The sequence below is a fragment of the Pseudomonas sp. 1928-m genome, assembly GCF_029269135.1.
Lineage (GTDB): Bacteria > Pseudomonadota > Gammaproteobacteria > Pseudomonadales > Pseudomonadaceae > Aquipseudomonas.
Map to the genome: position 1 here is coordinate 296,078 of NZ_JARIXO010000002.1, position 25,232 is coordinate 321,309.

Annotated in this window: 21 protein-coding genes; 11 read left to right on the forward strand and 10 right to left on the reverse strand. The window is 61.8% G+C overall.

The window, feature by feature from the left end; genetic code table 11:
- Nucleotides 1-10: 10 nt before the first annotated feature.
- From P3C18_RS10900 to mreB, 6 genes are all read right to left on the reverse strand, one after another.
- Nucleotides 11-3,844 carry a YhdP family protein gene (locus tag P3C18_RS10900; protein ID WP_275961885.1) on the reverse strand — a complete coding sequence of 1,278 codons (3,834 nt, stop codon included), beginning with the start codon at nucleotides 3,842-3,844 and terminating at the stop codon, nucleotides 11-13.
- A gap of 31 nt (nucleotides 3,845-3,875) precedes the next feature.
- Entirely contained in the window at nucleotides 3,876-5,333 is a 1,458-nt protein-coding gene (rng, locus tag P3C18_RS10905; RefSeq protein WP_275961886.1) for a ribonuclease G, read from the reverse strand.
- Between the two features lie 79 nt (nucleotides 5,334-5,412).
- Nucleotides 5,413-6,015, reverse strand: coding sequence for a Maf family protein (locus tag P3C18_RS10910; RefSeq protein WP_275961887.1), 603 nt, complete (start codon nucleotides 6,013-6,015; stop codon nucleotides 5,413-5,415).
- Between the two features lie 45 nt (nucleotides 6,016-6,060).
- Nucleotides 6,061-6,546 carry a rod shape-determining protein MreD gene (gene mreD, locus P3C18_RS10915; protein ID WP_275961888.1) on the reverse strand — a complete coding sequence of 162 codons (486 nt, stop codon included), beginning with the start codon at nucleotides 6,544-6,546 and terminating at the stop codon, nucleotides 6,061-6,063.
- Nucleotides 6,546-7,496: a rod shape-determining protein MreC gene (mreC, locus tag P3C18_RS10920; protein WP_275962048.1), complete on the reverse strand. Its 951-nt coding sequence runs from the start codon at nucleotides 7,494-7,496 to the stop codon at nucleotides 6,546-6,548. The genes mreD and mreC overlap by 1 nt, the downstream gene beginning before the upstream one ends.
- 88 nt (nucleotides 7,497-7,584) lie before the next feature.
- Nucleotides 7,585-8,622, reverse strand: a complete 1,038-nt coding sequence (gene mreB / locus P3C18_RS10925) for a rod shape-determining protein MreB (RefSeq protein ID WP_090255536.1) — start codon at nucleotides 8,620-8,622, stop codon at nucleotides 7,585-7,587.
- A 266-nt stretch (nucleotides 8,623-8,888) separates the two neighbouring features.
- Between mreB and gatC the strand changes: the two genes are divergently transcribed.
- The 6 genes from gatC to pcaC all read left to right on the forward strand — a co-directional run bounded on the left by gatC (nucleotide 8,889) and on the right by pcaC (nucleotide 14,124).
- Nucleotides 8,889-9,176 (forward strand): Asp-tRNA(Asn)/Glu-tRNA(Gln) amidotransferase subunit GatC, encoded by a 288-nt coding sequence (gene gatC / locus P3C18_RS10930; RefSeq protein WP_275961889.1) that lies wholly within the window; start codon nucleotides 8,889-8,891, stop codon nucleotides 9,174-9,176.
- A 16-nt stretch (nucleotides 9,177-9,192) separates the two neighbouring features.
- Nucleotides 9,193-10,644 carry an Asp-tRNA(Asn)/Glu-tRNA(Gln) amidotransferase subunit GatA gene (gatA, locus tag P3C18_RS10935; protein WP_275961890.1) on the forward strand — a complete coding sequence of 484 codons (1,452 nt, stop codon included), beginning with the start codon at nucleotides 9,193-9,195 and terminating at the stop codon, nucleotides 10,642-10,644.
- An 11-nt stretch (nucleotides 10,645-10,655) separates the two neighbouring features.
- Nucleotides 10,656-12,104, forward strand: a complete 1,449-nt coding sequence (gatB, locus tag P3C18_RS10940; protein ID WP_275961891.1) for an Asp-tRNA(Asn)/Glu-tRNA(Gln) amidotransferase subunit GatB — start codon at nucleotides 10,656-10,658, stop codon at nucleotides 12,102-12,104.
- A 70-nt stretch (nucleotides 12,105-12,174) separates the two neighbouring features.
- Nucleotides 12,175-12,546 carry a septal ring lytic transglycosylase RlpA family protein gene (locus P3C18_RS10945; RefSeq protein ID WP_275961892.1) on the forward strand — a complete coding sequence of 124 codons (372 nt, stop codon included), beginning with the start codon at nucleotides 12,175-12,177 and terminating at the stop codon, nucleotides 12,544-12,546.
- A 100-nt stretch (nucleotides 12,547-12,646) separates the two neighbouring features.
- Entirely contained in the window at nucleotides 12,647-13,744 is a 1,098-nt protein-coding gene (locus tag P3C18_RS10950; protein WP_275961893.1) for a calcium/sodium antiporter, read from the forward strand.
- Between the two features lie 2 nt (nucleotides 13,745-13,746).
- The gene (pcaC, locus tag P3C18_RS10955) at nucleotides 13,747-14,124 is read left to right on the forward strand and encodes a 4-carboxymuconolactone decarboxylase (protein ID WP_275961894.1); all 378 of its coding nucleotides are present in this window, start codon (nucleotides 13,747-13,749) and stop codon (nucleotides 14,122-14,124) included.
- A 55-nt stretch (nucleotides 14,125-14,179) separates the two neighbouring features.
- On the opposite strand, the gene P3C18_RS10960 is transcribed toward pcaC, so the two are convergent.
- The 3 genes from P3C18_RS10960 to P3C18_RS10970 form a co-directional block, all read right to left on the reverse strand.
- A complete protein-coding gene (locus P3C18_RS10960; RefSeq protein WP_275961895.1) occupies nucleotides 14,180-15,121 on the reverse strand; it encodes an AEC family transporter in 942 nt (313 codons plus the stop codon).
- An 87-nt stretch (nucleotides 15,122-15,208) separates the two neighbouring features.
- Complete coding sequence (locus P3C18_RS10965; protein ID WP_275961896.1) at nucleotides 15,209-15,769, reverse strand: response regulator transcription factor; 561 nt, start codon at nucleotides 15,767-15,769, stop codon at nucleotides 15,209-15,211.
- A 12-nt stretch (nucleotides 15,770-15,781) separates the two neighbouring features.
- A complete protein-coding gene (locus P3C18_RS10970) occupies nucleotides 15,782-17,035 on the reverse strand; it encodes an ATP-binding protein (RefSeq protein ID WP_275961897.1) in 1,254 nt (417 codons plus the stop codon).
- A gap of 210 nt (nucleotides 17,036-17,245) precedes the next feature.
- Here P3C18_RS10970 and P3C18_RS10975 point away from each other — a divergent pair, with 210 nt between their 5' ends.
- Nucleotides 17,246-17,956, forward strand: a complete 711-nt coding sequence (locus tag P3C18_RS10975; protein WP_275961898.1) for an SIMPL domain-containing protein — start codon at nucleotides 17,246-17,248, stop codon at nucleotides 17,954-17,956.
- A 221-nt stretch (nucleotides 17,957-18,177) separates the two neighbouring features.
- A complete protein-coding gene (locus P3C18_RS10980) occupies nucleotides 18,178-19,776 on the forward strand; it encodes an ABC transporter substrate-binding protein (protein WP_275961899.1) in 1,599 nt (532 codons plus the stop codon).
- A gap of 59 nt (nucleotides 19,777-19,835) precedes the next feature.
- Here P3C18_RS10980 and P3C18_RS10985 read toward each other — a convergent pair whose 3' ends face one another.
- On the reverse strand, nucleotides 19,836-21,062 hold the full coding sequence (locus P3C18_RS10985) for a Xaa-Pro peptidase family protein (protein WP_275961900.1): 1,227 nt from the start codon (nucleotides 21,060-21,062) through the stop codon (nucleotides 19,836-19,838).
- 168 nt (nucleotides 21,063-21,230) lie between these two features.
- Here P3C18_RS10985 and P3C18_RS10990 point away from each other — a divergent pair, with 168 nt between their 5' ends.
- The 3 genes from P3C18_RS10990 to P3C18_RS11000 all read left to right on the forward strand — a co-directional run bounded on the left by P3C18_RS10990 (nucleotide 21,231) and on the right by P3C18_RS11000 (nucleotide 25,220).
- Nucleotides 21,231-21,794: a cupin domain-containing protein gene (locus P3C18_RS10990; RefSeq protein WP_275961901.1), complete on the forward strand. Its 564-nt coding sequence runs from the start codon at nucleotides 21,231-21,233 to the stop codon at nucleotides 21,792-21,794.
- Nucleotides 21,795-22,061: 267 nt separating this feature from the next.
- Entirely contained in the window at nucleotides 22,062-23,633 is a 1,572-nt protein-coding gene (locus tag P3C18_RS10995) for an ABC transporter substrate-binding protein (RefSeq protein WP_275962049.1), read from the forward strand.
- 216 nt (nucleotides 23,634-23,849) lie between these two features.
- A complete protein-coding gene (locus P3C18_RS11000; protein WP_275961902.1) occupies nucleotides 23,850-25,220 on the forward strand; it encodes an OprD family outer membrane porin in 1,371 nt (456 codons plus the stop codon).
- The last annotated feature ends 12 nt before the right edge of the window (nucleotides 25,221-25,232 follow it).

Genomic DNA, 25,232 nt, shown 5'->3' on the forward strand with positions numbered 1-25,232 from the left:
CCGTGCGGGTTTACTGCGGTTTCTCGAAGGGTTTGTCGAAACTGATATCCGGGTTCTGCCAGGAGCCCTTGACGTCGTACTGCACGCTGGCAAAGCGCGCCACGCGGTCACCCAGCAGCTTATCGGCGATAAACAGCGCCCCACCAATAGCCGGCGCACCGACTATCAACGCGGCCAAAGGCAGGTTGTTGGTCACCGGCAGGGTCACCAACAACTTGGCATCGATGCGGTCATTGGCCATATCCAGGGTGCCATTGAGCTCAAGATTGCTCGATGGGCCTTCGAGGGTGATCGGCTCGCGGGTCACGAACACACCGTTATCGGCCACCAGCAGGCCCTTGACCCGGTCATAGCTCAGGCCTTTGCCAAGCAGATCGGAGAAGTCCAGGCGCAGACGCCGACCAATCGAGTTGAAATTCAGCAAGCCGAATACCCGCAGCGCCGAAGCCGGACCTTCCACCTCGGAGAACTGTCCCTTGCGCAGCGAGGCATCCAGCGTGCCGCTAAAACGCTTCATGCCGAACCAGGCCGGCGAACCGGGCCAGTCGCCATCCACATCCATATGAAAGTCGCGGCTGCTGGCGGTGGGAGCAAAGCCCCAGGCGATCAGTACATCGGCCAGATCAGCGCCATCCATGCGGCCTTTGTAGCTCGTGCGCACGCCGCTTGCGGCGTTTAGCCAGCTGGCCCGGCCGCCAATCTTCAAGCCCTTGAGGTTGAGATCCAGTTCGTCGAAATGTACCCCGGTACTGACCGGGCGCGCCTTGAGCGACCAGCTGCCCAGCGGCTCGATGCCTTGATAAACCTGGGCAATTCGCACGTCCAGCGCCGGGAAGCTGCGCGGATCGACACTGGCCAGCGGGTCTGGCGCATCGACCACAGGCTCGCCAGCGGTCTTCTTCTCTGCCGCTGGGAAGCGCAGGTAATCGAGCGTCAGGGCAATCGGCAACTCACGGGCATCCGGCAAACCGACCTGGCCTTTCAGCTGCGGGCTGTCGAGGCTGACTGCCCAGGTGGCGGCATCGCGTTTAACCGCCACTTCCAGAGTATCCAGGTTGATGCCAAAACCGCTGAAACGACCAATGCGTAGCTGAGCATCCTTGAACAGCCGCTGCGCATCACCGATTGGCACGCTGGCATAGGGCTGCAACACCTGCTGCCAGGCCGACCAATCCAACTCTGCCACGCGCCCGCGCACACGCAGGCCCTGGCTGGTGGGTAGGCTGGCCGGGCCATCGGCCAGGCGAATCTCGCCACGGCCCTGGCTGAACTGGCCTGGGCTGGCAGCAAAGGTCAGGCTCAGCAACTCGGCATAATCCAGCCAGTAGCGCGGCTCACGCCCGCCCAGGCTCATACGCCACTGCGTCGCGCGCTCCTCGGCAGCGCTTTTGCCGAACGGCGCCGGCAGCGCCACCGTCGCGCCTTTAAGGCTGGAACTGACGCGCAGCTGACTGTCGGCGCCGTCCAGAGTCAGATTGAGGCGATACGGCAGGTTGCCACTGATGGGTAGCGGCTGGGTAACACCCAGCCAGGTACTCAGTTCCTTGACAGCAATTTGCCCGCTGGCCTCGATGCGGCTGCGTGCCTGACCGCGCGCGCCCTCGGCCAGAGCCTTGGCGCGCACCGCATGACCCAGCACCTGGGCACGAATATCCGGGGCGCTGAGGCCGCTGGCAGTGTTGTAACGAAAGGCGCCTTGCAGCTGGCTGAACTGCAGCGGCGGATTGGGCAGGCTGAGTTGCGCGCCTTGAGTGGCGAAATCCACCACCACTGCCGGAGCCAGACCCTTGCGCAACGGCAAATCTAGCTTGAGCTTGCCAGTCAGCGCCCCTGCGCCAGTCCAGCCGGCAAAGGTTTCTGCGGTGCCGATGGGCGTCTGCTGCAGGATATGCAGGGCGTCATCAACATTGCTGCTCAGCTCACTGGTCAGCAACAGGCGCGGCGGCTGACCGGGCAATGCGGTCGCGATCAGCGCCTGGGCATTGTTCACCCGGCTATCGAGGATGCGCCCTTCCGCCAGTTCGACGCGCACGCCGCTGTCCTCAATCAAAACCCGCCCCCGCCCTTCACGCAGTGCCGGCCAGCCGGGCTGAAAGGCCAGTTCGGCATCATGCACAGCGAAGAACAGGCTGATACTGCGCGCGGCATTCTCCGCGTCCTTGTTCAGCGAGCCCTGGTACTGGAAATAGCCTTCATCGACCGCACCACCACGGATGGCACTTTTCAGCCAGGCATCCAGATCGGCGCTCATGCCCGGCGCGCGGCTCGGCAGGTATTTCTCGGTAAAGCGCGCATCGCCGTTACGCAGGCCGACGCGCAGGTCCATATAGTCTTCCTGCGCCGGGTCGAAACGCAGGCGAATCAGAAAATCACCGGCGACCGGGCCTTCCTCACCCAGCACCTGCAGATAGGGGCTACGCAGGGTGAACGCCTGCTCATCAAGCTGCCAGGTCAGCAGGGCATTGGCTTTCTGGTAGAGCCAGGGCTTGGGGAACAGGGTGTCGAGGTGCAGGGAAAAGTTTTCACTATCGACGCGCAGCTCACCCTGGCCGAGATCACCGCTGATGCTGCCGCTGACGTTTTCCGCAGCCGGCGAGCCGAGGTACGCGGCAAAGCCGATGCGCTGCAAATTGGCCGAGAACTGCAGGCGCTTGCTATCGGTCAGCTGCGGCCGGTAGTCGAGCTGGATATTGCGCAGCGCGCCATGCGGCTTGAGTTGCGCAAGCAACGCCAGGCCTTTTTCCGGCAACGGCGCAAGCCCAGCCACCAGCGGCTGCAGCGGTGCAAGGTCGAGGCGGTCGGCACTCAGCAGCCATTGCTCCTGCACCTCTGCGCTTTCCGCCTGCTGGGTCAGCGCTACACGCACTTCACCCCAGCGCTGCTCATCACGACTGAAGGCCAGGTCATCCAACACCAGTTTGAAACCCAGCTCGGTACGGGTGAAATAGGCATTCAGCGCCAGATTGTTCAGCGCCACCGATTCGCGCTCGGCATAGCCAGCCTTGAGCTGCGGCACATGCAGGCGACTGACCGCCCGCTGCACGCCGCCCTTGGCCCAGCTCAGCCAGACTTCACCGCCCAGCTGCAATTGCTCAAGCCGCCACTGCGCCAACAGGCTCGCCGGCACCCAGGCCGCCCAATCACTCTGCGGCAGGCTCAGGTACAGCTCGGCGGAGGCGTCTTGCCAGCGTTTGGCGCTTATCCGCGTGCGCAACTGCAGGGCCAGCGGCTGGCCATCGGGCAACAACAGACGGCCGTCCAGACGCTGGCTTACGCTGCCGTTGCGCAGGGTGAGATTGACATAGGTCAGGGTTCGCGGCGGCTGCTCGAAGGCTTGCACGGTGATCTGGCTGTTGAACAGCGACAGGCGCTTGACCACCTGCGATTGCGTCAGCACCTGAGCCAGGTCCAGCGGCGCCGGGTCGCTGCGTTGCGGCAAGCCCTTGAGCGACCAGCCGCCGTCTTCAGCCTGCTGCACCACCAGCTGTAGGCCGTCGAGCTCAAGCCGGGCAATGCGCAGCTGACGCGCCAACAGGCTGGCCAGCACATCCGGCACCACGCGCACCTGATCCAGCTGCAAGGCGCCAGCCCCCTCGCCGACCGTCACATCGTGAGCGGTCAAAACCGGCGAGAAACCTTGCCAGAGGCCTTCCAGCGCACCGATCTGCACCGGCATGGCCAGCGCTTCACGGGCCTTGTCCTCGGCGTCCAGGCGGTATTCGGCGACCAGCGGCACCAGCTCGCGGCCGAGGCTGACGTACAGCGCCGCCAATACCAGCGCCAGGGCGCACAGCCCCAACGCCGTCCGCAACAGCAGGGCTGTCCAGCGCGCCAATGCCTGCATTCAGTTCACGCCCAGGCGGTAAACGCGCATATCAGAGCAGCACCACATCGTACTGCTCCTGGGAATACATGGTCTCGACCTGGAACTTGATGGTGCGGCCGATAAAGGCTTCGAGATCGGCGACGTTGCCCGACTCTTCATCAAGCAGGCGGTCGACGACTTTCTGATTAGCCAGCACGCGATAACCTTCCGGTTGATAGGCCCGCGCCTCACGCAGAATTTCGCGGAAGATTTCGTAGCAGGTGGTTTCCGCCGTCTTCAGTTTGCCGCGCCCCTGACAGCAGCTGCACGGCTCACACAGCACCTGCTCAAGGCTTTCGCGGGTGCGCTTGCGGGTCATCTGCACCAGGCCCAGCTCGGTGATGCCGATGATATTGGTCTTGGCGTGGTCGCGCTCCAGCTGCTTCTCCAAGGTACGCAGCACCTGGCGCTGGTGCTCCTCATCTTCCATGTCGATAAAGTCGATGATGATGATTCCGCCGATATTGCGCAGGCGCAGCTGGCGGGCAATCGCCGTAGCGGCTTCCAGGTTGGTCTTGAAGATGGTCTCTTCCAGCGTGCGGTGGCCGACAAAGGCGCCGGTGTTCACATCGATGGTGCTCATCGCCTCGGCCGGGTCGATGATCAGGTAACCGCCGGACTTGAGCGGCACCTTGCGCTCCAGCGCTTTCTGGATTTCATCCTCGACGCCATACAGATCGAAGATCGGCCGCTCACCAGGGTAATGCTCCAGGCGGTCGGCGATTTCCGGCATCAGCTCATCGACGAACTGGGTGATCTTGCCGAAGGTCTCGCGCGAGTCAACGCGGATTTTCTCGATCTTCGGGTTGACCAGGTCGCGCAGGGTGCGCAGCGCCAGGGACAGATCCTCGTAGATCACCAGCGGCGTCGGGCCGACCTTCATCTGCGTGGCGATCTGCTCCCACAGGCGGCGCAGGTAACGGATGTCAGCGAGGATTTCATCGGCACCGGCACCGTCAGCCGCCGTGCGCAGGATAAAACCGCCGGTTTCCTCGATGCCTTCGGCGGCCACGCAATCGGCCACCACCTGCTTCAAACGCTCACGCTCGGCTTCGTCTTCGATCTTCAGCGAGATGCCGACGTGAGCGGTGCGCGGCATATACACCAGGTAGCGCGAAGGAATCGACAACTGAGTGGTCAGCCGCGCGCCCTTGCTGCCAATCGGGTCCTTGGTGACCTGCACCACCAGACTCTGGCCTTCGTGCACCAGGGCGCTGATGCTTTCCACAGCTGGGCCTTCACGGCTGGAGATTTCCGCCGCATGAATAAACGCCGCACGTTCCAGGCCAATATCGATAAAGGCCGCCTGCATGCCCGGCAGCACGCGCACCACTTTGCCCTTGTAGATATTGCCGACGATGCCACGCTTTTGCGTGCGCTCGACGTGCACTTCTTGCAGTACGCCGTTTTCCACCACCGCCACGCGCGATTCCATCGGCGTGATGTTGATCAGGATCTCTTCACTCATGCGCTCATCTCTTCTGAGATAAAGCTGAAAGCCCAGGGACTGCGCCGATAATGGCGGTCACTCACCCGCGACCCGCAACCTATTGACTGTGATCTGGCAGCGACTGCCAGCACGGAATAGCAAATTCTGCGAGCAACGCGGCAGTTTCACACAGCGGCAAACCCACCACCGCCGAATAACTGCCTTGCAACTGGCTGACAAATACTGCCGCCAGGCCCTGAATACCGTAACACCCGGCCTTGTCCTGCGGCTCGCCGCTGGCCCAGTAAGCCTCGATTTCCGCCTGATTCAATGCACGGAAGGTGACCTGGCTTGTGACCACCCGCGACTCCAGCCGTTCGCGGCTGGCCAGCGCCACCGCCGTCAGCACCTGATGGGTGCGCCCGGACAGAGCATTCAGGGTCGCCAGCGCATCGTCACGGTCGGCAGGCTTACCAAGAATTCGCCCATCAAGCACCACGGCGGTATCGGCGCCGAGCACCACGGCATCCGCAGTATCGGCCAATGCCGCCAGCCCAGCCTGCGCCTTACCACGAGCCAGACGCTCTACATAGGCGATTGGCGACTCACCTGGCAATGCATTTTCATCGATGGGGGCGATTTGCGTGAGGAAGGGCACAGCAATTTGCGTCAGCAGTTCGCGGCGACGCGGCGATCCGGAGGCGAGATAAAGGGTGGCCATGCTGACTTCTCCCTGTCGGATAAACGCAAGGCCCAGCGGCCTTGCTTAATTGACGCCCAAACGCTGATGCAACCCGCGCAGCAGGGTGCAGACCCAGGGCCAGAGCAAGGCGCTGACCAGCGCCGGCAAGACAAAGGTCAGAGTCGGCGGGCGACTGCCGGTCAGGGCGTTCAGCCACAGCTGCACCAGCTGCGCCAAGCCGAACACCACCAGCAGCACGGTGCTCTGCTGCCACATGGGGAACATGCGCAAGCGCTGATGCAGGGTCAGCACCAGGAAAGTGATCAGGGTCAGGATCAGCGCATTCTGGCCGAGCAAACTGCCATTCAGCACATCGGCCAACAAACCGATGGCCCAGGCCGTGGTCATGCCCACGCGATGCGGCAAGGCCAGCACCCAGTAAGTCAGAAACAGCGCCAGCCACAGCGGCCGACCCAGCTCCATAAATTTGGGCATGCTCGATACGCTAAGCAACAGCGCCAGAGCGAACGTAAGCCAGACCACCCAGATATTGCTTGATCGTGCGGCCATTATTGCGCTGCCTCCGGCGGATTGGCGGGCGCTGCTGGTGCGTCGGCTGCGGGTTGCGCCTGCTGCAGAATTTCACGATCCAGGGCTTCCTGCGCCTGTGCCGACTCGGTGGCGCGCTGCTCAGGGGTACGCGGGTCGGTAAATACCAGCAGCATATAGCGGCTGCGGTTCAGCGTAGCCGTGGGCACCGCACGGACAATCGCAAAGGGCTGACCGGAGTCGTGGATCACTTCGGAAACCATGGCCACCGGATAACCGGCCGGGAAGCGCTGGCCAAGGCCAGAGCTGACCAGCAGATCGCCTTCCTTGATATCCGCTGTATCGGCGACATGGCGCAGCTCCAGACGCTCCGGGTTGCCGGTGCCGCTGGCGATGGCGCGCAGGCCGTTGCGATTGACCTGCACCGGGATGCTGTGGGTGGTGTCCGTCAGCAACAGTACCCGCGAGGTGTAGGGCATGACCTCGACCACCTGGCCCATCAGGCCACGGGCATCCAGCACCGGCTGACCGAGGAACACGCCATCCTTCTCACCCTTGTCGATCAGGATGCGGTGGGTAAAGGGGTTCGGATCGATACCGATCAGCTCGGTGGCCAGTACGTCGTCATCAACCAGCGCGGCCGAGTTGAGCAGCTCGCGCAGGCGCACGTTCTGCTCGGTGAGCGCGGCAAGCTTCTGCAGGCGGCGCTGCATCATCAGCTGTTCAGCCTTGAGCTTTTCGTTTTCAGCGGTCAGCTCATTGCGCGTGCTCAGTTCCTGGGTCGCGCTCTCCCATAAGCGTACCGGCAGACGACCGACCCAGTAGACCGGTTCGACGATCAGGCCCAGCTGCGCGCGCAGCGGCTGCAGCAGGGTGAAGCGTGCGTCGACCACCATCAGCGCAGCCGACAGCACGGTGAACACCAGCAGGCGCACACCCAGCGAAGGACCTTTGGCAAATAGCGGTTTGATCGGCAGCTCCTCACAGCGTCAGGCAGCAAAACAAAAGCTGCAAGCGGGTAGAACCCGGCTTGCAGCTCAAGACTTGGAGCGGTCGCGCTTATTCCGAGGACAGCAAGTCCATGGTGTGGCGATCCATCATTTCCAGAGCCTTGCCGCCACCGCGCGCAACGCAGGTCAGCGGGTCTTCAGCGACGATAACCGGCAGGCCGGTTTCCTGCGACAGCAGTTTGTCCAGATCACGCAGCAGGGCGCCACCACCGGTGAGCACCAGGCCACGCTCGGCAATGTCGGAAGCCAGTTCTGGCGGCGATTGCTCCAGCGCGCTCTTCACCGCCTGGACGATGGTCGCCAGGGATTCCTGCAGCGCTTCGAGCACTTCGTTGGAGTTCAGGGTGAAGCTACGCGGTACGCCTTCGGCCAGATTGCGGCCACGTACGTCGACTTCACGCAGTTCGCCACCGGCGTATGCGGTGCCGATTTCCTGCTTGATTCGCTCAGCGGTGGATTCACCGATCAGCGAGCCGTAGTTGCGGCGCACGTAGGTGATGATCGCTTCGTCGAAACGGTCGCCGCCAACGCGCACGGATTCGGCGTAAACCACACCGTTCAACGAGATCAGGGCGATTTCAGTGGTACCACCACCGATGTCGACCACCATCGAACCGCGGGCTTCTTCAACCGGTAGGCCCGCGCCGATGGCAGCAGCCATTGGCTCCTCGATCAGGAACACTTCACGAGCACCGGCACCGAGAGCCGATTCACGGATGGCGCGGCGCTCCACCTGGGTGGATTTGCACGGCACGCAGATCAGCACACGTGGCGAAGGCTGCAGAAAGCTGTTTTCGTGCACTTTGTTGATGAAGTACTGCAGCATCTTTTCACAGACGCTGAAGTCGGCGATCACACCGTCTTTCATCGGGCGGATGGCGGCAATGTTGCCGGGGGTACGGCCGAGCATGCGTTTGGCTTCGGTTCCGACCGCCACCACGCTCTTCTGGTTGCCGTGGGTACGGATGGCGACCACGGACGGCTCGTTCAGCACAATGCCGCGTTCGCGAACATAAATCAGGGTATTGGCAGTGCCCAGGTCAATCGACAGATCGCTGGAAAACATGCCACGCAGTTTTTTGAACATGGGATAGGGACCCTAGGCAACGCGTGGGTAAAGGCGAAGCGCGGTAAAGGCGCTGCTAAAAAGTGCGGCAAACTCTAACAACGGCAGGGATTTTGAGCAAGGCACCAATATGTTAGATTGCCGGTTTTTCCGGGCTTTAAGGCCCATCATCGCGGCCTTTGACCGCCACCTGTCACTATCTGTTCCCTGCGCACCCGTGCATGGCGACTCGTTCACATTTCCAAAGGCGGCCAGCGACTGCGCTGCTTTATATAGGGAGAAACCTGATGGCGCTTGAACGCTCCGACGTGGAGAAAATCGCTCATCTGGCCCGACTGGGCCTGAATGAAGCCGATATCCCGGCTACCACCGAGACCCTTAATAACATTCTCGGCCTGATTGATCAGATGCAGGCGGTCAATACTGACGGCATCGAGCCGCTGGCTCACCCGCTGGAAGCCACTCAGCGCCTGCGCGCCGACCAGGTCACCGAACGCAACCAGCGCGAGGCCTATCAAGCCATCGCCCCGGCCGTGGAAAACGGCCTGTACCTGGTTCCGAAAGTCATCGAGTAAGGGAAAAAGCCTAGCCATGCATCAATTTACCCTGGCCGAGATCGCCCGCGGACTCGCCGACAAGCAGTTTTCCGCTGAAGAACTGACCCGCAACCTGTTGGCGCGCATCGCCCAACTCAACCCGCAGCTCAACAGCTTTATCACCGTCACCGAAGACCTGGCCCTGAGCCAGGCCAAAGCAGCCGACGCGCGCCGCGCGGCGGGTGAGAACGGCGCCCTGCTCGGCGCACCGATTGGCCACAAGGACCTGTTCTGTACTCAGGACGTGTTGACCAGCTGCGGCTCGAAGATCCTTACCGGTTTCAAAGCCCCGTATAACGCCACCGTGGTCGACAAGCTCGCCAGCGCAGGTGCCGTGACCCTGGGCAAGCTGAACATGGACGAATTCGCCATGGGCTCTGCCAACGAATCCAGCCACTACGGCGCGGTGAAAAACCCCTGGGACCTGACCCGCGTACCGGGCGGCTCTTCCGGCGGCTCGGCTGCCGCTGTCGCCGCACGCCTGCTGCCTGCCGCTACCGGCACCGACACCGGCGGCTCAATCCGCCAGCCGGCGGCGCTGACCAACCTCACCGGGATCAAGCCGACCTACGGCCGTGTGTCGCGCTGGGGCATGATTGCCTATGCCTCCAGCCTCGACCAGGGCGGTCCACTGGCCCGCACGGCTGAAGACTGCGCATTGATGCTGCAAGCCATGGCCGGATTCGACAGCAAGGACAGTACCTGCGTCGATCAGCCGGTGGACGATTACCTGGCAGCGCTTAGCCAGCCGCTGAATGGTCTGCGTATCGGCCTGCCGAAGGAATACTTCGGCGCCGGTCTCGATGCACGCATCGGCGAGAAGGTGATGGCCGCGGTCGAAGAGCTGAAAAAGCTCGGCGCAACCGTCAAGGAAATCAGCTTGCCAAATATGCAGCATGCGATTCCCGCCTACTACGTAATCGCCCCAGCCGAAGCCAGCTCCAACCTGTCGCGCTTCGACGGCGTGCGCTTCGGCTACCGCTGCGAGAACCCGGCAAACCTGGAAGACCTGTACAAGCGTTCGCGCGGCGAAGGCTTCGGCGCGGAAGTGAAGCGCCGGATTATGGTCGGCACCTACGCGCTGTCCGCCGGTTACTACGACGCTTACTACCTCAAGGCGCAGAAGATCCGCCGGCTGATCAAGAATGATTTTGTCGCCGCGTTCAACGATGTCGACGTGATTCTCGGCCCAACCACGCCGAACCTGGCCTGGAAGCTTGGTGAGAAGAACAACGATCCGGTCGCCGCCTACCTGGAAGACATCTACACCATCACCGCCAACCTGGCCGGCATCCCCGGCCTGTCGATGCCTGCCGGCTTCGTCGATGGCCTGCCGGTCGGTGTGCAACTGCTCGCCCCTTACTTCCAGGAAGGCCGCTTGCTCAACGTCGCCCATCAGTACCAACAGGTTACTGACTGGCACACCCAAGCTCCGGCTGGATTCTGAGGACGACTGATATGCAATGGGAAACCGTAATCGGGCTGGAAATTCACGCCCAGCTCAGCACCCAATCGAAGATTTTCTCCGCCAGCGCCATCGCCTTCGGCGCCGAGCCCAACACCCAGGCCAGCCTGGTTGACCTCGGCATGCCTGGCACCCTGCCGGTGCTGAATGCCGAAGCGGTGCGCATGGCCTGTAAATTCGGCCTGGCGATTGACGCCGAGATCGCGCCAAACAACGTCTTCGCGCGCAAGAACTACTTCTACCCGGACCTGCCCAAGGGCTACCAGACCAGCCAGATGGACCACCCCATCGTTGGCAAGGGCTTCCTCGATATCACCCTGGAAGACGGCACGCAGAAGCGCATCGGGATCACCCGCGCGCACCTGGAAGAGGACGCCGGCAAGAGCCTGCACGAAGACTTCCATGGCATGAGCGGCATCGACCTCAACCGTGCCGGCACCCCGCTGCTGGAAATCGTTTCCGAACCGGACATCCGTTCGGCCAAGGAAGCCGTGGCCTACGTCAAGGCTATCCACGCCTTGGTGCGTTATCTGGGCATCTGCGACGGCAATATGGCCGAAGGCTCGCTGCGCTGCGACTGCAACGTCTCGGTACGCCCGGTCGGCCAGGCCGAGTTCGGCACCCGCGCCGAGATCAAGAACGTCAACTCGTTCCGCTTTATCGAAAAAGCCATCAACCACGAAGTACAGCGGCAGATCGAGCTGATCGAAGACGGCGGCAAAGTGGTGCAGGAAACCCGCCTGTACGACCCGAACAAGGACCAGACGCGCTCCATGCGCAGCAAGGAAGAAGCCAACGACTACCGTTACTTTCCCTGCCCGGACCTGCTGCCGGTAGTCATCGAGCAAAGCTTCCTCGATGAAATCCGCGCCAGCCTGCCAGAGTTACCAGTCGAGAAGCGCGCGCGTTTCGAGCGTGAGTTCGGCCTGTCCACTTATGATGCCGATGTGCTCGCCGCCAGCCGCGAGATGGCCAACTACTTCGAGGCGGTCAATGCCGTGTGCGGCGACGCCAAACTGGCCGCCAACTGGGTGATGGGCGAGCTGTCCAGCCTGCTCAACAAGGACAACCTGGAGATCGAGCAGTCGCCGGTTTCCGCCGAGCAGCTGGGCGGGATGATCCTGCGCATCAAGGACAACACCATCAGCGGCAAGATCGCCAAGATGGTCTTCGAAGCCCTGGCCGCTGGTGAAGGCGCCAGTGCCGATGAAGTGATCGAGAACAAGGGCCTTAAGCAGGTCACCGACTCCGGTGCCATCGAAGCGATGCTCGACGAAGTGCTGGCAGCCAACGCCGAGCAGGTTGAACAGTACCGCGCCGCTGATGAAGCCAAGCGCGGCAAGATGTTCGGCTTCTTCGTCGGCCAGGCCATGAAGGCCTCGAAAGGCAAGGCCAACCCAGGCCAGGTGAACGAACTGCTGAAGAAAAAGCTCGAAGCTTGAACCTTGCCGTCACACACAACGCCGGGTCAGCCCGGCGTTGTTTTGTCCGCCGCCCGACCATGGAGCCGCCATGCGCCTTCTGTTAATCGCCCTAACCAGTCTCTTGCTCAGCGCCTGCGCCAGCCAGGGCCAGGTCGACCCGCAGGGTTACCGCGCCGAGGGCCAGGCGTCCTATTACGGCGCGCGCCACCACGGCAATAAAACCGCCAGCGGCGAACGCTTCGACCAGAACGCCCTGACCGCAGCACACCGCAGCCTGCCGTTTGGTAGCCGGGTACAGGTGACCAACCTGCGTAACGACAAAACCGTGGTGGTGCGCATTAATGACCGCGGCCCTTACGCCAAGAAGCGCATTATCGACCTCTCGCAAAAAGCCGCCGAACAGCTGGATATGCTGCGCGACGGCGTAGTGCCGGTGCGCGTAGAGCAACTGGCCGACTGAACACAGTTGTTTACAAAGAAGCGCTAGACAGCCCTGATCAGCCTCTGGCGCAACGCAAGCCGATGATTAAACTAGCGCCACTTTTCTGGAGCCCCTTGCAATGACCCTGATGACCTTTGTTTACCTGATCGCCGGCCTGGTGCTGCTGGTGGCTGGCGCTGAAGTACTGGTACGCGGCGCAGCCAAACTGGCAGCGCAATTCGGCATTCCGCCACTGATCATCGGCCTGACCGTGGTCGCCTTCGGCACCAGCGCGCCGGAAACCGCAGTCAGCGTGCAGGCGGCCTTCAACAACAGCGGCGACCTGGCGATTGGCAACGTGATCGGCAGCAATATCGCCAACGTGCTGCTGATTCTCGGCCTGACCGCTGTGGTTGCACCGCTGATCGTCTCGCGCCAGCTGATCCGCCTGGATGTGCCGATCATGATCGGCGCCAGCCTGGTGGTCTATGCCCTGGCCTGGGACGGCAGCCTCAGCCGCCTCGACGGCGCCCTGCTGTTTGCCGGCGTGCTCGCCTACACCGGCTTCCTGATCATCAGCTCGCGCCGCGACAAGAGCAGCAATGAGGATGACGAGTTTGCCAAGGAATTCGGCCTCAATGAGCCGGCCAAACCCTATGCCTGGGTAATCAATCTGGGCCTGATCATTGCCGGCCTGGTGCTGCTGGTCAGCGGCTCCAACTTTCTGGTCGAGAGTGCCGTCACCATGGCCCGCGCACTGGGCATCTCGGAACTGGTGATCGGCCTGACCGTAGTCGCCATCGGCACCTCGCTGCCGGAGCTGGCCACCTCGATCATGGCCGCCATCAAGGGCGAACGCGATATCGCCGTGGGCAATATCGTCGGCAGTAACATCTTCAACCTGCTCTGCGTACTGGGCCTGGCCTCGATGGTCTCGCCGCAAGCCATCAGCGTGGCCGCCAACGCCCTGGCCTTTGACTTCCCGGTGATGATTGCCGTGGCCGTGGCCTGTTTGCCGATCTTCTTCGCTGGTTATCGCATCAACCGCTGGGAAGGCTTGTTGTTTCTCGCATACTACGTGGCCTACACGGTCTACCTGGTGCTGTCGTCGACCGGCCGCCCGTTCGCCGAAGTATTCGGTGACGCCATGCTCGGCTACGCCCTACCGCTGACCGCCGTGACCCTGGTGATCATCGCCGGCCGTGCCTGGCACAAGCAGCGTGGCGAGGAGGTTTAGCCATGAATGACAGCCACGAGCAGGGTCTGAAAGTCCGCCGCGAAGTGATGGGCGATGCCTTCGTCGACCGCGCCCTGGGTAACGCCACTGACTTTACCCAGCCGCTGCAGGACTTCGTTAACGAACACGCCTGGGGCGGCGTGTGGACCCGCGAAGGGCTGGATCGCAAGACCCGCAGCCTGATCACCCTGTCGGCGCTTACTGCGCTGAAATGCCCGCAGGAGCTCAAGGGCCACGTGCGCGGCGCACTGAACAATGGCTGCAGCGTAGAGGAAATCCGCGAAACCCTGCTGCACTGCGCGGTGTATGCCGGCGTGCCGGCGGCCATCGACGCCTTTCGCGCAGCGCAGGAAGTGATCGACGACGTCCAGCAGGCCTGAGCGCAACACAATAGAAAGCCGGGCATTGCCCGGCTTTTTTATGCGTGCGGGTTGGCTAAATCCAGCCGCCCCACTGCAACAGCAGCAGCCCTAGGTTGGTGGTGATCACCGCCACCAGGGTGGTGATCACGATGATCGCCGCTGCCAGCTCATGATTGGCGCCCACCGCGCGGGCCATGACGAAGCTGGCCGCCGCCGTGGGGCTGGCGAAATACAGGAAAAGGATCGCCAGGTCCGCCTCACGAAAGCCGTACAGCCAGGCGCCGTAGGTGGCCAGCAACGGCAGCCAGACCATTTTCATCAGGCTCGCACTAAGCGCCGTACCGCTGCTCTGGCGTAGCGAGGCCAGGCTGAGTGTGCCACCAATGCAGATCAGCGCGAGCGGCAGGGTCATCTGTGCGAAATATTCAGCGGAGGTCATCAGCCAGGCCGGCAACGGAATCCGCCAGTAGGCAAAGGGAATCGCCAGCAGCACGCCGATGATCAGCGGATTGACCAGGATGCTCTTGCCGATGGCCAGCGGCCCGGTCTTGGCGCCAGGGCTGTAGATCGCCAGGACAATGGCCGAGAGCACGTTGTAGCAAAGGATCACCACGCCGCCGAGCACCGCGCCCAAAGACAGGCCGTAATCGCCGTACAGACTGGTGGCCAGCGCCAGGCCGATGATGCCGTTGTTACCGCGAAACGCGCCCTGGGTGTAAATACCGCGATCCTCGCGGGGGATGCGCCAGATCGCCCAACCCCAGGCCAGCGCGAAGCAGACCAGGGTGGCAAGCACAAAGAACAGTAGCAGCGCTGGCTGCAACGCCGCGCTCAGATCAGCTTTGACGATGCCGAGAAACAGCAGGGTCGGCATGGTGCCGCGAAACACCAGGCTCGAGGCCGTGTTGATAAAAGCGGTGTCGATCCAGTGCAGGCGCTTGAGCACCACGCCGAGAAACAGCATGGCGAATACCGGCGCAGTGATGGCGAGGGTTTGCTGGACGACGGCAAGCATGGAAGCACCAGAGGGGTTGTCTGACAACCTATGTTAGCTGGCTAACCATTGCCTTGCTACCGTCGCCTGCAGAAGCACGCAGCCTCTTCAGCGGCGTACCGGACGCTTCTGCAACTTGCGCTGCAAGGTGCGCCGATGCATACCCAGGGCACGGGCGGTGGCGGAGATATTGCCTTCATGCTCGCTTAGCACGCGCTGGATGTGCTCCCACTGCAGGCGGTCCACCGACATCGGATTTTCCGGCACCAGGGTATCCAGATCGGCATGCTGGGTTAGCAGCGCCGCCAGCACATCATCGGCATCGGCCGGCTTGCACAGGTAGTTGCAGGCGCCACGCTTGATTGCCTCTACCGCCGTGGCGATGCTCGAATAACCGGTGAGGATCACCACGCGCATTTCGCCGTCCAGCTCCAGCAGCTTGGGCAACAGCACCAGACCGGAATCGCCCTCCATCTTCAGGTCGACCACGGCGTAATCCGGCACATCCTGCTCAGCCAGGGCCAAGCCCTCTTCGGCCGAACCGGCGGTAGAAACCCGCAGGCCACGACGGCTCATGGCGCGGGCCATGACGCGGGTAAAGGTCGGATCATCATCAACCAGCAGCAGGTGTGGTTGTTCTTCGCCTTCGAACAGCACTTCATCGCTCATTCGGGTATTTCCTTAAGCTCGGCCATAGGCGCGCGGCAACTTCAGCTCGGTGAGCGTGCCGCCTTCTTCGTGGTTATACAGTTTAACCGTGCCGCCGGCACGGGTGACGCTGGCCTGGCTGAGGAACAACCCCAGACCGAACCCCTTGCCCTTGGTGGTAAAAAACGGCCGCCCCAGCTGCTCGGCAATCGCCAGCGGCACACCCGCGCCAAAGTCGCGAATGCTCAGGCGCAGCCACTGGTGGTCCCAGTCCAGGCGGATATCCAGCTTGTCCGGGCAGGCATCGGCTGCGTTGTTCAGCAGGTTAAGCAGCGCCTGAGTCAGATCGGCCGGCGGCATCATGCGCGGCGGCGCGCCACGGCCCAGGCATTGGTAGCGATAACTGGCCTCGGGGCGCATCAAGTGCCAGCGATTGAGGGTGGTTTCCAGCCACTCCACCGAAGACAGCTCGATCACCGCCTGACGACGATCCGCTTCGGCGGCGCGCACCAGATGCTGCAGAGTTTCCTTACACAGCTTGACCTGCTCCTGCAGCACCGCCAGATCCTCTTGCAGGGTCGGCTCCTGATGCTCGCGGCGCAGCTCCTTGATCAGCACGCTCATGGTCGCCAGCGGTGTACCCAACTCATGCGCCGCACCAGCTGCCTGGGTCGCCACGGCGAGCAGCTGCTGATCACGCAAACCCTCTTCGCGACGCTCGGCGCGCAGCTCTTCCTGATGGCGCAGCTCTTCGGCCATCTTCGCCACAAAGAAGGTGATCAAGCCGGCGGCCAAAGCAAAGCTCAGCCACATGCCGTAAATCAGCAGGCTTTCCCGTGGCCCCTGCGGCAATTCCAGCGGGTGCGACCAGACCAGCAGAAAGGTGTAACCGCCCAGTGCCAAACCGGACAGAGTGATGGTGTAGAGCCAGGGCAAGGTCGCCGCCGCGATGGTCAGCGGCACCAGGTAATAAGAGACGAAGGGGTTGGTCGAGCCGCCCGAGTAATACAGCAGCAGGCTGTGGATGATCAGGTCGCAGCCCAGCTGTACCGCGTACTCCTGCTCGGTCACCGGCCAAGGCCCGCGCAGGCGCAGCGCAGTGAGCAGGCACAACACCAGGGAAATACCGAGGGTTACACTCAGTTCCAGCCAGGGCAGCGGCAGCGCGCCAGACTTGTACGCCAGCCCCACAGAACCCGCCTGTGCGGCCAGCACCAGAATGCGGATCAGGGTCAGGCGCCAGAGGTTTTGCCGGCTCGCCGACAGTAGCTGCACAGGTGCGAGCATAGAATCTCCAAGATGCTCATTTAGCGAGCCGCAGGAGTATAACCAAGCCTCTGTACGGCCAACTGCGGCAACGCGCCGCAGCCGGTGTCGCACTCATCAATGATCCGAGAAAAATTCTGGAACCTGATTTAACCCGTTCAGTCTGATCGCTACGTCTACCCTCTGGAAAGCCGCGCATAACCCATGCGCCCATCACATAAAGGAATCATCATGCTGCCATTGTCCCGCCTCGCCACCGCCCTGCTGCTGAGCGCCACCACCCTGTTGAGCGCCACGGCCATGGCCGAAGAAGCCCGCTACAACCAGGTCGCGCTGCGCGCCGAGGTCAATCAGGAAATAGCCCACGACCTGATGCACGTCACCCTCTACAGCGAAGCCCAGGACAGCGACCCGGCCGCCCTTGCCGCGCAGATCAGCAAAACCCTCAACGCCGGCATCGCCCAGGCCCGTCAGGTCAAAGGTGTTAGCGTCGCCTCCGGCAGCCGTAACAGCTACCCGGTGTATGACGACAAGGGCCAGAAGATCGCCGCCTGGCGCGAGCGCGCCGAGCTGCGTCTGGAAAGCGCCGATTTCAGCGCGCTGTCCAAGCTCACCGGGGAAATGCTGCAAACCCTGAAAATGGGCGGAATGAACTTCAGCATTGCATCAGATACCCGCAAAACCCACGAAGACGCCCTGCTCAAGGATGCTGTCGCCGCCTTCAAGGCCCGCGCACAACTGGCCACCGAAGCCCTCGGCGGCAGCGGTTACAAGCTGGTCAGCCTGAGCCTGAACAGCGGTGGTTTCCAGCCGCCGATCATGCGCATGGAAGCGATGAAAGGCGCGGCGATGATGGATGCAGCAGCCACCCCGGATATTGAAGCCGGCACCAGCCAGGTGAGCATTAATGCCGATGGCGTGATCGAAGTGCAGATGCCGTAAAAACTGCTACAAACAGAAGCAGCGCCGTTATCCGACGATAGCGGCGCTTTGCCATGTTTTCTCGTCCTTTTATAGAAATGCGACACCACGTACAGCTGCATCGTCATTCCTGTTCTCTCTGCGACATGCCACTTGCCTACGGCATACGCCCTGCATAGCTTCATCCAAGGTCTCCACAAGAGGCCCCTCAGGATCACAACCACAATAACCATGAGGTCACTATGCGTAAGAACGCCGTCATCCAGGCTTTAATCGCCGCTGGGCTGATCGCCAGCACACCACTTGCCAGCGCCGCCGGCAACCTGGTGTTCTGCTCCGAAGGCAGCCCCGCCGGGTTCGACCCTGGCCTGTACACCACCGGCACCGACTTCGATGCCGCTGCGGAAACCGTGTTCAACCGCCTGAGCCAATTCGAGCGTGGCGGCACCGCCGTAATCCCGGGCCTCGCCGAGAAGTGGGACATCAGCGAAGACGGCCTGAGCTACACCTTTCACCTGCGCCCCAAGGTGAAATTTCACACCACCGAATACTTCAAGCCGAGCCGCGATTTCAACGCTGATGACGTGCTATTCACCTTCCAGCGCATGCTCGACAAGGACCACCCGTTCCGCAAAGCCTACCCGTCGGAGTTCCCCTACTTCACCGACATGGGCATGGACGCGAACATCGCCAAGATCGAAAAACTCGACGACATGACCGTCAAGTTCAGCCTCAACGAAGTCGACGCCGCCTTTATCCAGAACCTGGCGATGAGCTTTGCCTCGATCCAGTCCGCTGAATACGCCGATAGCCTGCTCAAGGCTGGCAAGGCCGCCGACATCAACCAGAAGCCCATCGGCACCGGCCCGTTCGTCTTCAGCCGCTACCAGAAGGACGCCTCGATCCGCTTCAAGGGCAACAAGGAATACTGGCAGCCGGATGAGGTGAAGATCGACAACCTGATCTTCGCCATCAACACCGACGCTTCGGTGCGCATGCAGAAGCTCAAGGCCGGCGAATGCCAGGTCACCCTGTTCCCACGCCCGGCGGATCTCGATGCACTGAAAAAAGACCCGAACCTGGACATGCCTGAGCAGGCCGGGTTCAACGTCGGCTATATCGCCTACAACGTCACCCACCCGCCGTTCGACAAGCTCGAAGTGCGCCAGGCGCTGGACATGGCGGTAAACAAGCAAGGCATCATCGACGCGGTGTACCAGACTGCCGGCCAGCTGGCGGTCAACGGCATGCCGCCGACCCAGTGGTCCTATGACGAGAGCATCAAGGACCCTGCCTATGATCCGGAAAAGGCCAAAGAACTGCTCAAGGCCGCCGGCATCAAGGAAGGCACCGAGATCACCCTGTGGGCCATGCCGGTGCAACGCCCCTACAACCCCAACGCCAAGCTGATGGCCGAGATGCTGCAAAGCGACTGGGCCAAGGTCGGCATCAAGGCCAAGATCGTCAGCTACGAATGGGGTGAATACCTCAAGCGTGCCAAGGCCGGCGAACACGACGCCATGCTGATCGGCTGGAGCGGCGACAACGGAGACCCGGACAACTGGCTGGGCACCCTGTACGGCTGCGACGCGGTGGACGGCAACAACTTCTCCAAGTGGTGCCATGCCGACTACGACAAACTGGTGAAAGCCGCCAAGCGCGTGACCGATACCGCAGAACGCACCGAGCTGTACAAACAGGCTCAGGTGATCCTCAAGCGCGAAGTGCCGATCACCCCGATCGCCCACTCCACGGTCTACCAACCAATGAGCAAGAAGGTCGAAGACTTCCGCATCAGCCCGTTCGCGCTGAACTCCTTCTACGGCGTCGGCGTCAAGTAACCACCCCAGAAATAAAAAACGGCGGCCAATGGCCGCCGTTTTATTTACTGCAACAGCCCTTATCCCAGCCCGAATGGATCATCCAGCGAATGGCTCGGCGCGGTGAACCAGCGCGGCCCATCGGCGCTCATGTAGAAGTGATCCTCCAGGCGTACGCCGAACTCACCCGGCACGCAGATCATCGGCTCATTGCTGAAGCACATGCCTTCGGCCAGCGGTGTCAGATCGCCACGCACCAGATAGGGCCCTTCATGGATATCCAGACCTATACCGTGCCCGGTGCGATGCGGCAGACCCGGCAATTTGTAATCCGGGCCCAGGCCCGCCGCTTCCAGGGTACGCCGCGCCGCAGCATCCACCGCCTGGCAGGGCTGACCGAGCTGCGCGGCCTCGAACGCGGCCAACTGCGCGGCCTTCTCGATATTCCAGAAGTCGCGCTGACGCTGGCTGGGCTCGCCGAAGACATAGCTGCGGGTGATGTCCGACAGGTAGCCGTGCACCTGGCAGCCGGTGTCGATCAGCACCATGTCGCCCTGCTTGAGGATCTGCGCGTGTTTGACACCATGGGGAAATGCACTGGCTGGGCCAAACAGCACGATGCAGAACGTCGAGCCCGCCGCCCCGACAGCGCGATGCGCCTGCTGGATAAACTCGGCGACCGCCGTGGTGCTGATGCCTTCGTGCAGCACACTGGCGACGGCCTTGTGCACCTCAAGGGTCATGTCCTTGGCGCGCTGCATCAGGGCCAGCTCGGCCGCTGATTTGCGCTGCCGGCAGTAGCCGCTGACCACTGCCGCATCGACAAACTCGTAACCCCTGGCCAAGCGGCGAATACCATCGACCATAAAGAACGCCAGCGTCGGACAGAGGCCGATTTTCACGGGCTGCTCTTGATCCGCCGCGATACCCATCCGCTGCAGCGTATCGAGCAGCAACTGATAGGGGCTTTCATGCTCCTGCCAGGTATTGATAGCGCCAGCGAGCACCTGGAAATCGCGAATGGTGCCGACTTCGAACGCCGGGGCGAGATATTCCAGCGGCCCCTCGGCCGGGAGAATCGCGCCCACCATGCGCTCACTGGGATGCCAGCGCACGCCGGTGAAATACTGCAGATTGCTGCCGGCGTTGATAAACATCGCGGCAATACCTTCGGCCTGCATCCGCGCCTGGGCGCGACTCACCCGCGCCTGGTATTCACCAAGCGCGATTGGTTGCACGCCATCCATCATGTTGTGCAGCCCGGCAAGCGCCTGTTGCGGCGTACAACCTCCGACACCGAGAGTCATCTCGCGCTCCTTTGTATGATCTGTAAGTTGGCTCGGTGAAATTTAAGTCCGACTTAAATAGAGCGCAACGGTTATTTTAGCGCTACTTAAATTCACAGGTATTGTCCGACGACTTTTAAGCGCGGCGCCGAACGGTATACTGGCGCTCTTTCAGCACGAGCCAGGGTTATGACCGCAGATCGCATCGGAGAACGTTTGCGCCGCTACCGGCGGGCCGCGAAGAAGACCCTGAATGAAGTCGCAAGCGAATCGGGGCTCACCGCCAGCTTCCTCTCCCAGGCCGAGCGCAACCTGACCGGCATCTCGATTTCCTCATTGGCCAGCATCGCCAAGTCGCTCGACATCCCGCTCAACGTTCTGTTCGATCAACCGCCGCAACCTGAACCCGACTCGCACCAGGGCGAACGGGTGCGCTACACCATTGAAGGCCAGCCCCTGGCCTATGAGCGGCTTTCCAGCAGCTTCCCGGGCAACCAGCTGAACGCAGTAAAAATGAGCATGCCAGTCGGCTACCAATCCGAGCTGATCGCCCATGAAGGTGCCGAGTTCGCCTACGTGTTATCCGGCAAGATTCTCTACACCATCGACGGCCGCCAGTACCCATTAAGCGCGGGCGACTCAGTGCACTTCAATGCCGGCAAGGCCCATCGCCTGGCCAATGTCGGCCACGACGTAGCGGAAATGCTGGCCATCACCACCCTCAGCCTGTTCGACGACCACAGCACGCCCTGACCCCGATAGCGGGTGCGCGCTAGCACAGTGTGATGACAACAAATGTTAGTAGTGCTTAATTTTTGTTGACCTCAATTTCAGCATGACTTAATTTCGAGTGCGACAGGTTGCTGAGCGTTTTCGCTCCACCGCAGCTCTGGGCCGGCCTATTCACCCGATAGGGCGGAACGCAGCGGTGCTGATCACAGCCCACGAGGCTGACCCTCAATGACGCCCAAAAAAAGAATAAATGAGGTATTCATGCGCACTCACACGTCCATCCAGGCCATGCTCGTTGCCGGACTGTTTCTCGGCTCGACTTACGCATCCGCCAGCAACCTGGTGTACTGCTCCGAAGGCAGCCCCGGCGGCTTCGACCCAGGCCAGTACACCACCGGCACCGATTTTGATGCAGCCTCGGAAACCCTGTTCAACCGCCTCGCCCAGTTCGAACGCGGCAGCACCCTGGCCGTACCGGCCCTGGCGACTGAATGGCAGGCCAGTGAAGACGGCCTCAGCTATATCTTCAAACTGCGTCCCGGGGTGAAATTCCACAGCACCGACTACTTCACCCCCAGCCGCACGTTCAACGCTGACGACGTGGTTTTCACCTTCCAGCGCATGCTCGACAAGGATCATCCATTCCGTAAGGCCTATCCGACCGAGTTCCCCTACTTCACCGACATGGGGCTGGACAAGAACATCGCCAAGGTGGAGAAGGTCGACGACCTCAGCGTGCGCTTCACCCTCAATAACGTGGACGCGGCCTTTATCCAGAACCTGGCGATGAACTTCGCCGCCATCCACTCCGCCGAATACGCAGAGCAGTTGCTCAAGGCTGGCAAGGCCGCCGACATCAATCAGAAGCCGATCGGCACCGGCCCCTTTGTGTTCAACCGCTACCAGAAAGATGCGCAGATCCGCTTCAAGGGCAACAAGGACTACTGGCTGCCGGAAGACGTAAAGATCGACAACCTGATCTTCGCCATCAACACCGACGCCTCGGTGCGGGCGCAAAAGCTCAAGGCTGGCGAATGCCAGGTCACCCTCAACCCGCGCCCAGCTGACCTTGCCGCGCTGCAAAAAGACCCGAATCTGCAGGTGCCCAGCCAGCCTGGCTTCAACCTTGGTTACATCGCCTACAACGTGACCCGCGCGCCATTCGACAAGCTCGAAGTGCGTCAGGCGCTGGACATGGCCATCGACAAACCGGCGATCATCAGCGCGGTCTACCAGGGCGCCGGGCAACTGGCGGTCAACGCCATGCCGCCAACCCAGTGGTCCTATGACGAAAGCATCAGCGCCATCCCACAAGACATCGAGAAAGCCAAGGCCCTGCTCAAGCAGGCTGGCGTTGCCGAAGGCACCAAGATCACCCTGTGGGCCATGCCCGTACAGCGCCCGTATAACCCTAACGCCAAACTGATGGCCGAAATGCTCCAGGCCGACTGGGCCAAGGTCGGCATCAAGGCAGAGATCGTCAGCTACGAGTGGGGCGAGTACATCAAGCGCGCCCATGCCGGCGAGCACGACGCCATGCTGATCGGCTGGACCGGCGACAACGGTGACCCGGACAACTGGCTGGGCACCCTATACGGCTGCGACTCGGTCAACGGCAACAACTTCTCCAAATGGTGCGATGCCGGCTACGACAAGATCGTCAAGCAGGCCAAGGCCGTTACCGATCGCGACGCCCGCAGCGAGCTGTATCAGCAGGCGCAGCAGATCATCCAGCAACAGCTGCCGATCTCCCCGATCGCGCACTCAACGGTCTACCAGCCTATGCGCAACAGCGTAGAAGGCTTCGAGATCAGCCCCTTCGGGCGCAACAGCTTCTACGGCGTCAGCAACATACGCTGAGAACGTGCACCAACGGCGGGCCAGTGCGCCCGCCGAACACCTAATAAAAACGACTGTATTCCTCGTCCGGCCACCACCGGCTGAGTGTTTCGTAGCTGCCAAAACGTTCGCAAGAATGCGCTTTCCGAGCGTTGCCGGGGCTGTTTCGCCCCTGCGACAGGTAGTCCGTATGAGCACTCCTTGCCTAATAAAAAAGCCGTTACAGGAGCCCAACAGATGACATTCGCCCTTCGCACCAGCATTCCTTTAAGCCTCGCCCTACTTGCCCTCAGCGGTTACAGCCAGGCTACCGAGATCAGCAACCAGGCCGACAACGCCAGCGGCTTTTTCGCAGGCCAGAGCCTAACCCTCAGCACCCGCAACTTTGCCGCCCGCGAGCGCTTCAAGGGGCACTTCGGCCTGAACATCCCCAAGGATGGCGGCCCGCAGTTCACCCAGTCGCGCGACACCTGGGTGCAGGGCACACAGCTCAAGTACAGCTCCGGTTACACCCAGGGCACGGTCGGTTTCGGCATCGATGTGGCGGCGTTCAATGCCATCAACCTGGAACGCGGCAAGGGTCGTATTGCCGGCGGCGGCAACCGCACCCTGGCCGACAGCAACGGTCATGGCCAGGAGCACTGGTCCAAACTCGGCATCGCCAACCTGCGCGCGCGTATTTCCCGCAGCGAACTCAAAGCCGGACGCTTTATGGTCGAGACGCCGGTGTTCAACTCCATCGGCAACCGCGCCCTGCCCTCCAGCTTCAATGGCGTCGGACTGGTCAGCGAAGAGCTGGACAACCTTAGCCTGCAGGCGGGGAGCTTTCGCCGCACCAGCCCGCGCACCGGCGCAGGCGATGAAGCCCTGACCACCGAATACGGCACTCGCCAAGCCGAAGGCGAGCGCTACAACTACCTGGGCGGCAACTACAAGGCGCTGGATAACCTGGAAGTTGCGCTGTATGGCGGGCGTTTTGAAGACATCTGGGACCAGTACTACATGGGCATTACCCACGACCTCGGTGACCGCGAGCGACTGTCCCTGCGCACGGCCTTCAACGGCTACCACACCCGTGACAGTGGCGCGCGTGAAGCCGGTTATATCGACAACAACACCTGGAGCCTGGCCTTCACCCTTGGGCATCAGGCTCACGACCTGACCCTGGCCTGGCAACAGGTCGATGGCGATGAATACTTTGATTACGTGCACGAAACGTCCGCTATCTACCTGGCCAACTCGCTGCTTTCCGACTACAACGGCCCGAACGAGAAATCCGCGCAGATCCGCTATGAAACGGATTGGAGCTATTTCGGCATACCCGGGCTGAGCACCATGGCCTGGTACGCCAAAGGTTGGGATATCGACGGCACCCACTACGACGGCGGACGCAATGGCGCCCACGCCAACTACGCCGACGTGCTCAGCCAGGACGGTGAAAAACACCGCGAGTACGGGCTGATGGCGAGCTACAAGGTGCAGAGCGGAACCATCAAGGACAGCACGTTCAAGGTCACCTATATGTCGCACAAGGCCAGCCAGAACCAGGCCGATGGCAGCGTCAACGAGCTGCGCATCGTCAGCACCCTGCCCTTTGACCTGCTATAAGCACCGGGAGAA

What these genes read in the sequence shown, in the direction of transcription:
- P3C18_RS10960 (WP_275961895.1), bottom strand. Translation starts at nt 15,121, where the DNA reads ATGCTTGCCGTCGTCCAGCAAACCCTCGCCATCACTGCGCCGGTATTC.
- rng (WP_275961886.1), bottom strand. Translation starts at nt 5,333, where the DNA reads ATGAGTGAAGAGATCCTGATCAACATCACGCCGATGGAATCGCGCGTG.
- P3C18_RS10900 (WP_275961885.1), bottom strand. Translation starts at nt 3,844, where the DNA reads ATGCAGGCATTGGCGCGCTGGACAGCCCTGCTGTTGCGGACGGCGTTG.
- pcaC (WP_275961894.1), top strand. Translation starts at nt 13,747, where the DNA reads ATGAATGACAGCCACGAGCAGGGTCTGAAAGTCCGCCGCGAAGTGATG.
- P3C18_RS10965 (WP_275961896.1), bottom strand. Translation starts at nt 15,769, where the DNA reads ATGAGCGATGAAGTGCTGTTCGAAGGCGAAGAACAACCACACCTGCTG.
- P3C18_RS10985 (WP_275961900.1), bottom strand. Translation starts at nt 21,062, where the DNA reads ATGACTCTCGGTGTCGGAGGTTGTACGCCGCAACAGGCGCTTGCCGGG.
- P3C18_RS10975 (WP_275961898.1), top strand. Translation starts at nt 17,246, where the DNA reads ATGCTGCCATTGTCCCGCCTCGCCACCGCCCTGCTGCTGAGCGCCACC.
- P3C18_RS10995 (WP_275962049.1), top strand. Translation starts at nt 22,062, where the DNA reads ATGCTCGTTGCCGGACTGTTTCTCGGCTCGACTTACGCATCCGCCAGC.
- P3C18_RS10950 (WP_275961893.1), top strand. Translation starts at nt 12,647, where the DNA reads ATGACCCTGATGACCTTTGTTTACCTGATCGCCGGCCTGGTGCTGCTG.
- gatA (WP_275961890.1), top strand. Translation starts at nt 9,193, where the DNA reads ATGCATCAATTTACCCTGGCCGAGATCGCCCGCGGACTCGCCGACAAG.
- P3C18_RS10945 (WP_275961892.1), top strand. Translation starts at nt 12,175, where the DNA reads ATGCGCCTTCTGTTAATCGCCCTAACCAGTCTCTTGCTCAGCGCCTGC.
- P3C18_RS11000 (WP_275961902.1), top strand. Translation starts at nt 23,850, where the DNA reads ATGACATTCGCCCTTCGCACCAGCATTCCTTTAAGCCTCGCCCTACTT.
- gatB (WP_275961891.1), top strand. Translation starts at nt 10,656, where the DNA reads ATGCAATGGGAAACCGTAATCGGGCTGGAAATTCACGCCCAGCTCAGC.
- P3C18_RS10980 (WP_275961899.1), top strand. Translation starts at nt 18,178, where the DNA reads ATGCGTAAGAACGCCGTCATCCAGGCTTTAATCGCCGCTGGGCTGATC.
- P3C18_RS10910 (WP_275961887.1), bottom strand. Translation starts at nt 6,015, where the DNA reads ATGGCCACCCTTTATCTCGCCTCCGGATCGCCGCGTCGCCGCGAACTG.
- P3C18_RS10970 (WP_275961897.1), bottom strand. Translation starts at nt 17,035, where the DNA reads ATGCTCGCACCTGTGCAGCTACTGTCGGCGAGCCGGCAAAACCTCTGG.
- P3C18_RS10990 (WP_275961901.1), top strand. Translation starts at nt 21,231, where the DNA reads ATGACCGCAGATCGCATCGGAGAACGTTTGCGCCGCTACCGGCGGGCC.
- mreB (WP_090255536.1), bottom strand. Translation starts at nt 8,622, where the DNA reads ATGTTCAAAAAACTGCGTGGCATGTTTTCCAGCGATCTGTCGATTGAC.
- gatC (WP_275961889.1), top strand. Translation starts at nt 8,889, where the DNA reads ATGGCGCTTGAACGCTCCGACGTGGAGAAAATCGCTCATCTGGCCCGA.
- mreD (WP_275961888.1), bottom strand. Translation starts at nt 6,546, where the DNA reads ATGGCCGCACGATCAAGCAATATCTGGGTGGTCTGGCTTACGTTCGCT.